Source organism: Nocardioides sp., assembly GCF_030019515.1.
Taxonomy (GTDB): domain Bacteria; phylum Actinomycetota; class Actinomycetes; order Propionibacteriales; family Nocardioidaceae; genus Nocardioides.
Genome location: NZ_JASEEQ010000001.1, coordinates 483,400 through 496,574, shown reverse-complemented (window position 1 = coordinate 496,574; position 13,175 = coordinate 483,400). Strand labels below are relative to the sequence as shown.

At 72.4% G+C, this 13,175-nt stretch carries 16 protein-coding genes; 13 read left to right on the top strand and 3 right to left on the bottom strand.

The window, feature by feature from the left end; translation table 11 throughout:
• The first annotated feature begins 206 nt into the window (after positions 1–206).
• Together QMC84_RS02415 and QMC84_RS02410 are read left to right on the top strand one after the other, a co-directional pair.
• Entirely contained in the window at positions 207–1,355 is a 1,149-nt protein-coding gene (locus tag QMC84_RS02415; protein ID WP_300371400.1) for a glutamate--cysteine ligase, read from the top strand.
• Positions 1,356–1,364: 9 nt separating this feature from the next.
• Entirely contained in the window at positions 1,365–2,831 is a 1,467-nt protein-coding gene (locus tag QMC84_RS02410; protein WP_300371399.1) for a glutamate-cysteine ligase family protein, read from the top strand.
• Here the strand turns inward: QMC84_RS02410 and QMC84_RS02405 are convergent, their stop codons facing one another.
• A complete protein-coding gene (locus tag QMC84_RS02405) occupies positions 2,832–3,254 on the bottom strand; it encodes a hypothetical protein (protein ID WP_300371397.1) in 423 nt (140 codons plus the stop codon).
• 143 nt (positions 3,255–3,397) lie between these two features.
• Between QMC84_RS02405 and QMC84_RS02400 the strand changes: the two genes are divergently transcribed.
• Positions 3,398–3,799 carry a universal stress protein gene (locus QMC84_RS02400; RefSeq protein ID WP_300371395.1) on the top strand — a complete coding sequence of 134 codons (402 nt, stop codon included), beginning with the start codon at positions 3,398–3,400 and terminating at the stop codon, positions 3,797–3,799.
• On the opposite strand, the gene QMC84_RS02395 is transcribed toward QMC84_RS02400, so the two are convergent.
• Complete coding sequence (locus QMC84_RS02395) at positions 3,786–5,009, bottom strand: nucleotide disphospho-sugar-binding domain-containing protein (RefSeq protein WP_300371393.1); 1,224 nt, start codon at positions 5,007–5,009, stop codon at positions 3,786–3,788. The genes QMC84_RS02400 and QMC84_RS02395 overlap by 14 nt on opposite strands.
• Positions 5,006–5,584, bottom strand: coding sequence for a TetR/AcrR family transcriptional regulator (locus QMC84_RS02390; RefSeq protein WP_300371391.1), 579 nt, complete (start codon positions 5,582–5,584; stop codon positions 5,006–5,008). Before QMC84_RS02390 ends, QMC84_RS02395 begins: the two co-directional genes overlap by 4 nt.
• Before the next feature lie 55 nt (positions 5,585–5,639).
• Between QMC84_RS02390 and QMC84_RS02385 the strand changes: the two genes are divergently transcribed.
• The 10 genes from QMC84_RS02385 (at position 5,640) to QMC84_RS02340 (ending at position 13,165) form a co-directional block, all read left to right on the top strand.
• The gene (locus QMC84_RS02385; protein ID WP_300371389.1) at positions 5,640–6,218 is read left to right on the top strand and encodes an HhH-GPD-type base excision DNA repair protein; all 579 of its coding nucleotides are present in this window, start codon (positions 5,640–5,642) and stop codon (positions 6,216–6,218) included.
• Between the two features lie 316 nt (positions 6,219–6,534).
• The gene (locus QMC84_RS02380) at positions 6,535–8,022 is read left to right on the top strand and encodes an RNA polymerase sigma factor (protein ID WP_300371387.1); all 1,488 of its coding nucleotides are present in this window, start codon (positions 6,535–6,537) and stop codon (positions 8,020–8,022) included.
• Positions 8,023–8,139: 117 nt separating this feature from the next.
• The gene (locus QMC84_RS02375; protein WP_300371385.1) at positions 8,140–9,054 is read left to right on the top strand and encodes a tyrosine-type recombinase/integrase; all 915 of its coding nucleotides are present in this window, start codon (positions 8,140–8,142) and stop codon (positions 9,052–9,054) included.
• Positions 9,055–9,302: 248 nt separating this feature from the next.
• On the top strand, positions 9,303–9,542 hold the full coding sequence (locus QMC84_RS02370) for a hypothetical protein (protein WP_300371383.1): 240 nt from the start codon (positions 9,303–9,305) through the stop codon (positions 9,540–9,542).
• On the top strand, positions 9,539–9,775 hold the full coding sequence (locus QMC84_RS02365) for a hypothetical protein (RefSeq protein ID WP_300371381.1): 237 nt from the start codon (positions 9,539–9,541) through the stop codon (positions 9,773–9,775). The genes QMC84_RS02370 and QMC84_RS02365 overlap by 4 nt, the downstream gene beginning before the upstream one ends.
• The gene (locus QMC84_RS02360) at positions 9,772–10,062 is read left to right on the top strand and encodes a hypothetical protein (protein WP_300371379.1); all 291 of its coding nucleotides are present in this window, start codon (positions 9,772–9,774) and stop codon (positions 10,060–10,062) included. Before QMC84_RS02365 ends, QMC84_RS02360 begins: the two co-directional genes overlap by 4 nt.
• Positions 10,063–10,267: 205 nt before the next feature.
• The gene (locus QMC84_RS02355; protein WP_300371377.1) at positions 10,268–10,627 is read left to right on the top strand and encodes a hypothetical protein; all 360 of its coding nucleotides are present in this window, start codon (positions 10,268–10,270) and stop codon (positions 10,625–10,627) included.
• Positions 10,624–10,920: a hypothetical protein gene (locus QMC84_RS02350; protein WP_300371375.1), complete on the top strand. Its 297-nt coding sequence runs from the start codon at positions 10,624–10,626 to the stop codon at positions 10,918–10,920. The genes QMC84_RS02355 and QMC84_RS02350 overlap by 4 nt, the downstream gene beginning before the upstream one ends.
• Before the next feature lie 188 nt (positions 10,921–11,108).
• Complete coding sequence (locus QMC84_RS02345; protein WP_300371373.1) at positions 11,109–11,318, top strand: hypothetical protein; 210 nt, start codon at positions 11,109–11,111, stop codon at positions 11,316–11,318.
• Positions 11,315–13,165, top strand: a complete 1,851-nt coding sequence (locus QMC84_RS02340; protein WP_300371371.1) for an HNH endonuclease — start codon at positions 11,315–11,317, stop codon at positions 13,163–13,165. The genes QMC84_RS02345 and QMC84_RS02340 overlap by 4 nt, the downstream gene beginning before the upstream one ends.
• Positions 13,166–13,175 lie beyond the last annotated feature (10 nt).

Genomic DNA, 13,175 nt, shown 5'->3' with positions numbered 1-13,175 from the left:
CCCCTGGGCCACCGGCGGCACCACCACCGTCAACGACGGCCGACTCCTCTGCCCCTGCCACCACGCCCGAGCCCACGACCCCCACTACAAGATGACCCAACTCCCCGGCGGGAAGGTCGCCTTCGCCCGGAGGACATAGGAGGACATAGGCCGAACGCTGCAGCACCGGGCGAGTGACCGCGGACGCGGCGGGGTACCCGTCGGTCATGGTCCGCAAGCTCGGCATCGAGGAGGAGCTGCTGCTCTTCGATCCCGAGAGCGGCGAGGTGGTTCCCGCCGCGCCGTCGGTGCTCAAGCAGTTCCGTGAGCACGGTCCGGGCCGGCGTCGGGCCCGGGTCGCCACCGACGAGCTCGACCACGAGCTGTTCCGCCACCAGCTCGAGACCCGTACCGATCCGGTCGTCCGGGTCACCGACGCGCTCGACCAGCTGATCGCGGCCCGCCGGACGGCGGGTGAGGCGGCGCGGGCTGCCGGCCTTGCGGCCGGCGCGTGCGGGATCGTCCCGCTCGGTGGGGACCGCTCGGTGGTCACCCCCAACGACCGCTACCGCGACATGGTCGACACCTACGGCGAGATCGCGCGCACGGGCGGCACCTGCGGGATGCACGTGCACGTCGACATCGGCTCCGACGAGGAGGGGGTCGCGGTGATCGACCGGATCGCCCCGTGGCTGCCGGTACTGGTGGCGCTCGCCGCCAACTCGCCGTACGTCGACGGCCGGGACTCGGGCTACGCGTCGTGGCGCGCTCAGGTGTGGGGGCGCTGGCCCAGCGCCGGGCCCACCGAGCAGTTCGAGACGGTGGCGGGCTACCGCGAGGTGTGCCGGATGCTCCTCGACGTCGGCGCCGCCCGCGACCCCGGGATGCTCTACTTCGACGCCCGGCTCTCGACGGGCCAGCCCACGGTCGAGGTGCGGGTCTGTGACGTGTGCACCGACCCGCTCGATGCCGTCACCATCGGGGCGCTGGTCCGGGGACTGGTCGAGACGGCCGCCGCGGAGTGGGCCGACGGGCGCCCGGCCGCACCCTGGCGGGCGGAGGCGCTGCGCGCGGCGCACTGGCGCTCGTCCCGCTTCGGGATGGCCGACTCCCTGGTGCATCCGCTCGTGCGCGAGCTGCGGCCCGCCCAGGAGGTCGTGGCCGCGCTGGTCGAGGCCGTCGAGCCGGCCCTGGCCGGGGCGGGGGACCTGGACCTGGTCCGCGGCCGGCTCGAGCGGGCGGTCAACGACAACGGCGCCACCCGGCAGCGTGCCGCGTTCGAGCGCGCCGGCGCGGTGCGCGGCGTCGTCGACGACCTGATCGCCCGCACGGAGGCGTCCTGGCAGGACCACGACAGTCGCCCCGAGAGCCTCTAGGGTCGGGCCATGGGCGAAGAGGTCGAGGCTCAGGAGTTCTCCCGGGCCGATCGCACGCGGCACCGCGAGAAGGTGCGGCGCAACCTCGACGTGTTCGCACGGATGCTCCACGAGGCGCGGTTCGACACCGACGACCCGATGACCGGGCTCGAGGTCGAGCTGAACCTCGTCGACGAGGAGGGTGACCCGGCGCTGAGGAACGCCGAGGTGCTGGCGGCCATCGCCGACCCCGACTTCCAGACCGAGCTCGGCCAGTTCAACATCGAGATCAACGTGCCGCCGGCGCGGCTGCGCGAGGGCGGCCTGACGACCTTCGAGGAGAGCCTGCGCCGCAGCCTCAACGACGCCGAGGGCAAGTCCGCGGCCGGCGGCACCCACATCGTGATGATCGGGATCCTGCCGACTCTCGGCGAGGGTCACATGAGCGTGTCCAGCCTGAGCGCCAACCCGCGCTACAAGCTGCTCAGCGAGCAGATCCTGCACGCGCGCGGCGAGGACATCACGATCGCGATCGACGGCCCCGAGCGGCTGCGCACGACCGCCGACTCGATCCTGCCCGAGGCGGCCTGCACCAGCACTCAGTTCCACGTGCAGACCTCGCCCGACCAGTTCGCGGCGTACTGGAACGCCTCCCAGGCGATCGCGGCGGTGCAGGTGGCGGTCGCCGCCAACTCGCCGTACCTCCTCGGCAAGGAGCTCTGGCGCGAGACCCGGATCCCGCTGTTCGAGCAGGCCACGGACACCCGCAGCGAGGAGCTGAAGGCGCAGGGCGTGCGGCCGCGGGTCTGGTTCGGCGAGCGTTGGATCACCTCGGTCTTCGACCTGTTCGAGGAGAACGCACGGTACTTCCCGGCGTTGCTGCCGATCACCGACGACGAGGACCCGCTGGCGGTGCTCGAGGACGGCGGCACGCCCACGCTGCCGGAGCTGCGGCTGCACAACGGGACGATCTACCGCTGGAACCGGCCGGTGTACGACGTCGCCGACGGCGTTCCCCACCTGCGGGTGGAGAACCGGCTGCTCGCCGCCGGCCCGACGGTGGCCGACACGATCGCGAACGCCGCGTTCTACTTCGGCCTGGTCCGTGCTCTCGCCGAGAGCGAGCGGCCGCTGTGGTCGCAGATGTCGTTCAGCGCGGCCGAGGAGAACTTCCACGTCGCGGCCCGGCAGGGGATCGAGGCGCAGGTCTACTGGCCCGGGGTCGGCCAGGTGCGGGCCACCGAGCTGGTGCTGCGCCGGCTGCTGCCGCTGGCACAGCAGGGCCTGGAGAGCTGGGGCGCGTCCGCGGAGGAGATCGACCGCCTGCTCGGGATCATCGAGCAGCGGTGCCTGATCGGGACCAACGGGGCGGAGTGGTTCGCACAGCGGATGCACGCAGCCGGCGAGACCGCCGACCGCTACGACGCGCTGCGCAGCACCCTGCTCGAGTACACCCGGGGCATGCACAGCAACGACCCGGTGCACACCTGGGTGTAGTCACCGCTGGCGCAGCCTCTTCCACTCCCGGCGCACCCCACTGCGCGGGTCGACCCAGCCGTGGCGGGTGACCACGACCAGGGTCAGGTCGACGCCGGCCTCTGCACCCGCCGTGCGGGCGCCCGAGACCCAGGCGGCGTCGACGTCCTCGAGCCCGAGCGCGCCCGGCCGGGTCAGCCACAGCAGGGGGACCGCACCGCTGCTGCGTCCCCGGTGGAGCAGCGCCGCGACGACGTCCGCGCGCAGCGCCTGGTCCAGGGTCGCGTCCGGGACGACGGCGACGACCTCCTCGGTGCCCCCGGGCCGGCCGGCGTGCAGCAGCGCCGGGAAGGACCGCCGCTGCTCGGAGCGGACGTGGTCTAGCACGGCCCGGCGCAGCAGCAGCGCGGTCGCCCGGTCCACCGGCTCGCGGATCCCCTCCACGCGGCACCACCTCCGGCGGCCAGCCTTCCCCGGGAGGATCGATGCCGTGTCGTTCCTCCACAGGCTGCGGCCGGTGCCGCCGATCGGTTACGGTGCGGGCAGTGGGCAACCGCTCACCTCAGCACCTGGGACAGGGAGTGTCGATGGGGACCGTCGTCGTGGGGTACGTGCCCAAGCCGGAGGGAGAGGCCGCGCTGCACAAGGCGGTCGCCGAGGCGAAGCTGCGAGACGCCCAGCTCGTGGTCGTCAACTCCCACCGCGGTGGCCAGGAGTTCGACGGCGACGCCGCGCTCCAGGCCGAGCGTGACCTCGAGGCGGTCCGCAAGGTCCTCGACGAGTCCGGCGTCCCCTACGAGGTCCGCCAGCTGGTCCGCGGCTTCGAGCCCGCCGAGGACCTGATCAGCATCGCCGAGGCCAGCGACGCCGAGCTGATCGTCATCGGCCTGCGCCGCCGCTCGCCGGTCGGCAAGCTGATCCTGGGCAGCAACGCCCAGCGGGTGCTGCTGGACGCGCACTGCCCGGTGCTGGCCGTCAAGGCCGACTGAGCGACTCCAACCGGTCCACGGCGAGCGGGGCGCCGCCGTCCTGCGCCATCGCCGCCGCCAGGGCCTGCGCGGCGGGCCGCAGTCCGCGCGCCCGTCGTACGGCGTCGCGCAGGCTGGTCGGCGACAGCCGGCGGCGGGGGAGGAGCACGCCGGCGCCGGCGGCCTCGGCCCGGCGGGCGACCTCGGCCTGGTCGCGGCCCCACGGGACGACCACGACCGGCACGCCGGCGGCCAGCGCCTTCTGGGTGGCGCCCATGCCGCCGTGCGTGACGGCGACCTCCGCGCGAGCCAACACGGGCGAGTGCGGCACGAACCGCTCGACGCGGGCGTTGGCGGGCACCTCGTCGTCGACGAACGATCCGCCCGGCACGGTCGCCACGACGTCGAGGTCCTCCTGCGCGAGACCGGCGAGGGCCGCGTCGACGAGCGCTCCGTCGTCCTGGAACTCCGAGGACGTCGTGACCAGCGCGATCGGCCGCCGCAGCTCCGCGAGCCACTCGGGCGGGCTGACGGGCGGCTCCCAGACGAGCGGCCCGAGGAAGCAGAACGACTCGGGCCAGTCGGTGCGCGGGTGCTCGAACGCCCGAGACGTGGGGTAGAGGGTCAGCGGCGCTCGTGTGTAGAGGTCGTGCGCGTCGCGGATCGGGGTCGCGCCGGCGAGCGGCCGGACGACGTCGTTGAGGGGCGGCAGGAAGGCCCGCTCGACCACGCCGAGCACCAGCGGGCGCAGCGCCCGGTTGCGCAACCGGCCGAGCGGGCCGCCGAGGGGCCGCAGGCCGGGACCGAACGGCGGCACGTCCCTCGACGGCAGCGGGGTCGGGAAGTGCTGGAGCAGCGCCCACGGCAGCCCCGAGGCCTCCGCGACCGCGGCGGCACCCCAGGTGTTGCCGTCGACCAGCAGCAGGTCCGGGTGCTCCTCGGCGACCAGCCGCTGGACCTCCGGGACCTCGACCCGGGCCCGGTCGGCGAACGTGCGCACCGTGCGCCGCAGGCCCGCCTGGGCGCCGCGAGCCCGGTAGTCGTCCAGCTCGATCGCCTCGATCTCCGGGCTGACCGCCTCCGCCTTCAGGCCGAGATCACGCAGTCGCGCCACCTCCGCCCCCAGGGTCCGCACGACGACGTTGTGGCCCCGGCTGCGCAGCTCGAGCAGGATCGGCACGGTGGGGAACAGGTGCCCGCGCGCGGGCGAGGTGTAGCACAGGACCTTCATGTCAGGACTCCTGTCAGGAGCTCGCCGATCGCCAGCTCGGTCTGGCGCCGGGACAGCCCCTCCTGCCGGCGCAGGAGGGACCAGGTGTGGACGTCGCAGATCGCGACGACCTGGGCGGTCCGGCGCCGACGGTCCGCACCGCCGAGGCCGTCGAGCCAGGGCGCGAACACCTGGGCGCACCAGTCCGCGTGGAGTCGCCGGCCACCCGCGGTGACCTCGGCGTACGCCGGCACCCGCAGCTCCTGCCGGAGCAGGTGCAGCACCAGGCCCCCCTCGAGCTCGTAGTGCTCGACGAGGTTGGCCACCGCCCCGGCCAGGTCGCCGACCGGCGCCTCCCCGCGCTGGGCGAGCACCTGGGCACGGATCCGGTCCGAGAGCGCACCGACGACGCCCTCCTTGGACGCGAACCGGCGTAGCACCGTCTGCACGGTGACGCCGGCGTCCGCGGCGACCTGGTCCAGGGTCACATCGTCGTAGTCGGCGACGGCGAACCGGGCGTGGGCGGCGTCCAGGATCCGCTCCCCGGTCAGCTCGGCGGACCGGGCGCGGGTCGTCTGCACGTACGACCGTTTCATGTGAGTGAGACTAATCTGAAAATGATCCCGGGTCCAGGGGTGGATACTGCGGGCCATGGCTTTCCACATCACGGGCGAGCCGGCCAGTGACGCCGTGCTGGACCAGCACCCGTTCGCGATCCTGGCCGGGATGATGCTCGACCAGCAGTACCCGATGGAGCACGCGTTCCGTGGCCCGGCCAAGGTGCTGGACCGGTTCGGCAGCCTGGACCCCTCGCGGATCGCGGGCGCGGACCCCGAGGAGTTCGCCGCGCTGTGCGCGACTCCGCCGGCGATCCACCGCTTCCCGGGCTCGATGGCGGCCCGGCTCCAGGCCCTGGCCGCGATCGTCGAGGAGCGGTACGACGGGCACGCGGAGCGACTGTGGGAGGAGGCGGCCACCGGCAAGGAGCTGCTCGCCCGGGTCATGGAGCTGCCCGGCTTCGGTAAGCAGAAGGCGCAGATCTTCGTCGCGCTGCTGGCCAAGCAGCTCGGCGTCCGTCCGGACGGCTGGGAGGCGGCGGTCGGCGCGTACGCGGAGCCGGGCTACCGCTCGGTCGCCGACGTCGTCGACGGCGACTCGCTGCAGAAGGTCCGCGATCACAAGAAGCAGGCGAAGGCGGCGGCGCGGCTCGCGGGGGAGGCTGCTGGCTAGACCACCCGCTGGCTACTCGCGAGTCACCGGGATCTGGACCTACCGTCACGAACGGCGAGCCAGAGATCGACTGAGTTCCCCTCCCATCGGATCCGTCCCTCGGGCCCCGCCGAGCCCCGCCGCCCCCTGGTCGGCGGGGCTCTCGGCGTTCGGGTCGCCGGGCGGCACCGGGCTGGGCGTCGACCCGCGGCCGCGTGCTCGGAAGCAGGGGGATTGCCGGGATCTCACGGGGCCCGTGGCAGAATGTGGTCCGCGGCTCTTGACGTTACCGGGCCTCGCCGCGCCCGGATCCGGTTCTCACAGTCGTTGACGAGAGGTGTTCGTGTCCTCGAACGCGCGCAAGATGCTCCCCGCCGAGGTGCTCACGCACCCTGCCGTCGTGGCCCTCATCGATCGAGGTACGCCGACCGGCAGCATCACTCCGGAGGAGGTGCGCCAGGCCAGTGAGGACGCGGCCGTCGAGCCTCGTCACCTCAAGGCGCTGCTCGCGCACCTGAGCTCGCTGGGCATCGCGGTCGAGATCCCCGTGACCAGCCGCGCGGTCGCGGCCACCGCGGCCCGCAAGACCGCGACCACCAAGGCGACCACCAAGGCGACCGCCAAGAAGGCGCCGGCGAAGAAGGCCGCCGCCCCCGCGAAGAAGGCGGCGCCGGCGAAGGCGTCGCCGCGCAAGGCCGCCGCGAGCCGCGCCGCCGGCGAGACCTCCGCGCCGGCCGAGCAGGCCGCGGTGATCGGCCCGGACGGCAAGAAGGTGCTGCCCGACGTGCCGGACGAGCAGTTCGAGAAGGACGTCGCGGCCGACCCGACCATCGTCGAGGACGAGAAGCAGGCGTCGTTCGTCGTCTCCGCCGCCGACGACACCGACGAGCCCGAGCAGCAGGTCATGGTGGCCGGCGCGACCGCCGACCCGGTGAAGGACTACCTCAAGCAGATCGGCAAGGTCCCGCTGCTCAACGCCGAGATGGAGGTCGAGCTCGCCAAGCGGATCGAGGCCGGCCTGTTCTCCGAGGAGAAGCTCGGCAAGGGCGGCAAGCTCTCGACGAAGATGGCCGAGGAGCTCGACTGGATCGCCGAGGACGGCCGCCGCGCGAAGAACCACCTGCTCGAGGCGAACCTGCGCCTGGTCGTCTCGCTCGCCAAGCGCTACACCGGACGCGGGATGCTGTTCCTGGACCTGATCCAGGAGGGCAACCTCGGCCTGATCCGTGCGGTCGAGAAGTTCGACTACACCAAGGGCTACAAGTTCTCCACCTACGCCACCTGGTGGATCCGCCAGGCGATCACCCGCGCGATGGCCGACCAGGCCCGCACCATCCGGATCCCGGTGCACATGGTCGAGGTCATCAACAAGCTGGCCCGCGTCCAGCGGCAGATGCTCCAGGACCTGGGCCGCGAGCCCACCCCGGAGGAGCTGGCCAAGGAGCTCGACATGACCCCCGAGAAGGTCATCGAGGTCCAGAAGTACGGCCGGGAGCCGATCTCGCTGCACACTCCGCTCGGCGAGGACGGCGACTCCGAGTTCGGCGACCTGATCGAGGACTCCGAGGCGATCGTCCCGGCCGACGCCGTGTCGTTCACGCTCCTCCAGGAGCAGCTGCACGCGGTCCTCGACACGCTCTCCGAGCGCGAGGCGGGCGTGGTCAGCATGCGCTTCGGCCTGACCGACGGGCAGCCCAAGACGCTCGACGAGATCGGCAAGGTGTACGGCGTGACCCGGGAGCGGATCCGCCAGATCGAGTCGAAGACGATGTCCAAGCTGCGGCACCCGTCGCGCTCCCAGGTCCTGCGCGACTACCTCGACTGACGGTAGCGGGCGCCTGGGACTGTTTTCGCAGGTCAAAGGCGGTTTCGGGCCTTCGGTCGAGCGACACGCTACGCGCTATAGCGCACGTAGTCCAGATATTCGGCTAGCCTGCGTGTCGTGGACACGACCGAGGCCGAGCTGCTCGCGCAGTCCTGGCAACTCGCGTTGCGGGCCGAGCGCAAGAGCCCGGAGACTCTCAAGGCGTACGGCGCCGGCGTGCGCGCCTACCTCGGCTGGTGCACGACCAGGCCGGCCGACCCGATGACCCGCGCGGCGCTCAACCTGTGGGTGGCCGAGATGCTCGAGAAGGGCGCCGCGGCCTCGACGGCGCGTTCCCGCCAGCTCGCCGTGCGGCGCTTCGCCGCGTGGCTGGCGGCCGAGGGCGAGCTGCCCGCCGACCCGTTCCTCGGGGTCAAGGCGCCCAAGCTCGACGAGCGGGTCGTCGAGCCGCTCACCGACGACGAGATCCGCGCGCTGCTCAAGGCCTGCGTCCCGCCGAGGGGCGCCACGCCGGCCGAGTCGATGCGGCACCGTCGCGACGAGGCCCTGATCCGGTTCATGTTCGAGACCGGCACCCGGGCCGGGGAGGCCGTCGCGCTGCAGCTGGCCGACGTCGACCTGGTCAACGGCGTGGCGATCGTGCGCAAAGGCAAGGGCGGGCGCGGTCGCACCGTGCCGTTCGGCCCGCAGACCTCGCTGGCGATCGACCGCTACGTCCGGCTGCGCCGAGGGCACCGGCTCGCCGAGTCGTCGCCGGATCTGTGGCTCGGCGACCGCGGCAAGCGGTTCAGCTATGACGCCCTCCACAAGACCCTCGGCGAGCGCGCCGCCGCGGCCGGCGTCGTCGGGTTCCATCCGCACAAGCTGCGCCACACCGCCGCCCACCGCTGGCTGGCCGCCGGCGGCTCCGAGAGCGGCCTCATGGCCGTCGCCGGCTGGACCCGCCCCGACATGCTGATGCGCTACACCAAGGCCCAGGCCTCGGCCCGCGCGGCCGAGGAGGCCCGCACGCTGAACCTCGGCGACGTGTGAACTTGAACTATTTGTAGAACTTTCTGCGTGTCGCGCGCGGCCCCCGGTCGCCGGGCGCTGTAGCGTCTGCACCAGAGATCTAGGCTCCGTAGGGTTTGACCCGGACCCGACCCGGAGGGAAGCACACAGGCGTCAGGAGGGCTGAACCGCTCAACCCGAGCGGTTCAGGTGCATCGCGTGACTGGCCGGCCGGGTTGGCCAACGTTCACGGAGCCGCGCCACAGAGATCGTTTCTGTGGAGGCTCCAAATGCCTGATCCGACCCGCGCCGCTCTCGGCGCCATCGGCGCCCACATCAGCTGGGCCAACACCGCCGACCGCGCCGCCCGGACTGCCCCGGCGCGTGCGGCCCTCGAGCAGAAGTTCCTCGACGAGGCCGACGGCGACCCGGTCCGCGCCGCGCACCTGCGCAAGGCGCACTTCAAGCGGCTCGCTCTGAAGTCGGCCCAAGCCCGGCGCGCCAAGACCGCGAAGGCGGTCGCGTCGTGACGACGCCGGAGGCCGAGCGCGCCCGGCGCCAGGCGCACATCGACGGCACCTGCCGGCTGCACGGACAGACGTGCACCTACTGCGAGCTCGTCGAGACGGAGCGCGTCGCTTGGGCGCTGTACATCCTGCGGGGCGGTCAACTCGAGGGCCCAGACCGGCCCGACGCCGACCGGCCCGACGCCGACCGGCCCGACGCCGAGGTCATCCCGCTGCGACCCTGGGGCCGGCGATGAACTACGCCGAGATGTTCGTCGGCTCCTGGCTGGCCACCTACATGCCGGTCGGCGTGCTCGAGGTTGTGCCCGAGACCGAGGGCACGGCGAGCACCGTGCTCTACGACCACTTCGCGGCGTACGTCGAGGCCATCAAGACCGGAGGCCTGGCCAAGGCACAAACGCCGTCAATCACGGCCTGGGGGCGCCGGATGACCGAATTGGGCTACCCGCCGCGGTCAACGGCGACACACAAGACCCGCCCGCTGCGGCTGATCGCGGCTCGCGGTGTCGGGTTGGGGGCCTAAAGTGGACAGTTCAGAGACCTACCCGACAGCGGAATATCCGCAGGTCAACCCCAGTGAATCCGTCGAGAGTGTCGGGTTGCCGGGTTCAAAAGTAGTGAGGCCGCATAACAACGCCTCTCAAAGTTCCACAATAAATCTCACTCCTAATGTTGTAGGGAGTCCGGACGAAACCGTTCGACCCGACACTGAGACGGATTCACCGGGGTTGACCAGCGGAAACGCCCTCTCGGCAACCCGTCACAACCTGGCATGGCCGACCGCACCCGCCTGGGCGGCGCGGTGGCAAGCGAAGATCGACGCCGCCCGGCTCCCGGTCCAGCGCGCCGATGCCGCCTGGCGAGCACTGCGCGCTGCCGCGAACAAGGCGCGACTCGAGCACGACGCCCAGGACGCCCTCTTCACCCAGGTCGCCGACTGGCTGATCGAGCGCGCCAACGCCCTCGCGCCCAAGCCGCCGGCCAAACCTGCGCCACGGCACACAGTCGACCGGGGATCGGGCGAGATCACGCCGGTGCGCGGATGTCCCTGCAAGCACTGCACCTGGGTCTTCTTGGTGCTCGAATGAGCACGCTCGCACCTGTGGTCCGGCACTTGGAGCAGCAGGTGGCCAACAACCAGCTCGCTGCGTGGGTCCGGATCTGGGTTTGGTGTCAGGCCAACGCCGACGATCACGGGCACGCCCGCGCCTACACGGGCGAGCTGCGTCGGCTCCTCGACACCAACGCCCGCGAGGTCAGCCGCGCCATCCGCCTAGCCCGCGAGCGCGGCGTGATCGACCCGTGCTCGACCGCCGCCTGCCTGGTCCTGCCCGGCCACGCCATCGCGCCGTGCGACGCCCACCACCGCGGGGCGGCATGATGCGGAAGCGCGCCTATGACGGGGTGCAGCTGCCGCCCACAGAGCCGCCGGCACCTGTCCCCACGACGCCAGGGCCACCAATGAACGGCGATCCTGCACCCACTGCTACCCCTGACGTTTCCGCAGGTCAGGCCCAGTCGGTCCGTTCCCAGGGTGCAGAGGGTGCAGATACCTCTCAACCCCCCTATGTGCGTGACGCACACAGGGGGGGTTGGGACTACCCGCACCCTCTGCACCCCGGCGCACCCGGGGCCCGCCTGGCCCAGCTCGAGGCGGAGCTCGGGGCGGCACTGGCGCCACCTGCCGACGGATCCCGGGTCGACCTCAAGCGAGTGCGCCGGGCCGCGAACACGGTGTACGACGAGCACCGGCGCCTGGAGTACGGCGGCAGCTCGTGACCGCGCTGGCCCCCTGGTCGGGGCGCAGGGTCCAGCAGGCCCGGGCGCTGGTCGCGGCCTGGCTGCCGATGACCTGCGGCCGGTGCCCCCGCATCGTCGACGGCACCGAGCCGTGGGTGGTGGGCCACAAGATCAGCCGGGCACTCCGCCCGGACCTGATGTGGGACCCCCGCAACTGGCAACCCGAGCACCGCGCGTGCTCGGACGGGACCGGTCAGGCGGCTGTGATCGAGAAGGCGCGCGCCGAGGGCGCTCGGGCCGCGCTGACCGGCGATTTTTCCCGCGCCGAGGCCGGCGGGCAGCCCCCGACCCTTCCCGTCTCTCCCTCCGGACGCCCATCGGGGCCCATCGAAGCCAGGTCGGGCCTCGCGTGGTCGCCGGACGCCCTGCGGCGCCACCCGTGGCTCACCGAATTCGCCGAGGTCCCTGAGGACGCGTCGCCGCCGCTGTGGATGAGCCCGCCGCCGGCCGACGCGGTCGGGTCCTACGGCGCCGAGGCCATCGAGTGGATCGAGTGGATCGAGAACAAGACGCTGCGCTGGTGGCAGCGGCTCGCGGTCACGCGCCAGCTCGAGCACCGCGCCGACGGCTCGCTGTGTCACCGCCAGGTGGTCGAGTCTGCGCCGCGGCGCGCCGGCAAGTCGCTGCGGATCCGCGGCATGGCGCTGTGGCGGCTCGCGATCGGCCCGGACCTGTTCGGCGAGCGACAGCTGGTGATGCACACCGGATCCGACCTCGCGATCTGCCGGGAGATCCAGATGCACGCCTGGCGCTGGGCCGAGAACGAGGCCGACTGGAGCGTCACCCGAGCCAACGGCAAGGAGGCCATCGAGACCCCCGACGCCGACCGGTGGCTGGTGCGCTCGCAGAACGCGGTCTACGGCTACGACGTCACCCTCGGCGTGGTCGACGAGGGCTGGGACGTGAAGCCGGGCACGGTCTCGGACGGGCTGGAGCCCGCGACGCTGGAACGGTCCAGCCCTCAGCTGCACCTGACGTCCACCGCGCACCGGCGCGCGACCTCCCTCATGCGCAGCGAGCTGCTCGCCGCGCTGACAGTCGAGGATCCGACCGTGCTGCTCATGGTCTGGGCGGCGCCGTACGGCTCGGATCCTTCCGACCCGGCCGTGTGGCGCGCCGCCTCCCCGCACTGGACCGAGGACCGGCGCCGCATGATCGCCTCGAAGTACGCCAAGGCCGCAGCCGGCGAGGACGACCCCGAGCTCGACGACCCGGACCCGATGGCCGGCTTCACCAGCCAGTACCTCAACGTGTGGCAGCTGCGGAAGGCGCTGGTCGCCGGCCGCGGCGACACGGTGGTCGACGAGGTGGCCTGGGGCGAGCTGAGGGCCGAGGTCAACGCCGGCCCGCCCGCTGCTGCCGCGATCGAGTCCTGGTACGAGGCGGGCCTCAGCGTCGCGCTCGCCTGGCGTCTCGGAGAGGGCCGCGTCGTGCTGTCCGTGTCCGCGCACGAGGACCTGGCCGGCGCGGTCGCCGCGGTGAAGGCGTCCGGCTACCGCGGCCGGGTCACGGTCGGCACATCCCTGCGTGAGGACCCGTCCGTGCGCGGCAAGCTGCAGACGCACTCAGGGGAGGGTCCGGTCATCGCTGCCGTGCGCGAGCTTCAGCGGCTTCTGGCCGAGGACGCCGTACGCCACGACGGCGGCGAGCACCTGACCCGCCAGGTGCTGGAGCTCCGCACGGTCGACGGCGCCGACGGTCCGCGCATGTCCTCGAGCGCCCGCGCCGACGCGGTGAAGGCCGCGGTGTGGGCGCTGCGGGACGCTCGACAGCCCGGCGGACGGATTCTGGGCATCGTGTTACCCAGTTCTGCGACCAAGGGTTAGCCAGAAACGG

What these genes read in the sequence shown, in the direction of transcription:
- QMC84_RS02395 (WP_300371393.1), bottom strand. Translation starts at nt 5,009, where the DNA reads ATGAAGGTCCTGTGCTACACCTCGCCCGCGCGCGGGCACCTGTTCCCC.
- QMC84_RS02370 (WP_300371383.1), top strand. Translation starts at nt 9,303, where the DNA reads ATGCCTGATCCGACCCGCGCCGCTCTCGGCGCCATCGGCGCCCACATC.
- QMC84_RS02415 (WP_300371400.1), top strand. Translation starts at nt 207, where the DNA reads ATGGTCCGCAAGCTCGGCATCGAGGAGGAGCTGCTGCTCTTCGATCCC.
- QMC84_RS02385 (WP_300371389.1), top strand. Translation starts at nt 5,640, where the DNA reads ATGGCTTTCCACATCACGGGCGAGCCGGCCAGTGACGCCGTGCTGGAC.
- QMC84_RS02400 (WP_300371395.1), top strand. Translation starts at nt 3,398, where the DNA reads ATGGGGACCGTCGTCGTGGGGTACGTGCCCAAGCCGGAGGGAGAGGCC.
- QMC84_RS02390 (WP_300371391.1), bottom strand. Translation starts at nt 5,584, where the DNA reads ATGAAACGGTCGTACGTGCAGACGACCCGCGCCCGGTCCGCCGAGCTG.
- QMC84_RS02350 (WP_300371375.1), top strand. Translation starts at nt 10,624, where the DNA reads ATGAGCACGCTCGCACCTGTGGTCCGGCACTTGGAGCAGCAGGTGGCC.
- QMC84_RS02410 (WP_300371399.1), top strand. Translation starts at nt 1,365, where the DNA reads ATGGGCGAAGAGGTCGAGGCTCAGGAGTTCTCCCGGGCCGATCGCACG.
- QMC84_RS02360 (WP_300371379.1), top strand. Translation starts at nt 9,772, where the DNA reads ATGAACTACGCCGAGATGTTCGTCGGCTCCTGGCTGGCCACCTACATG.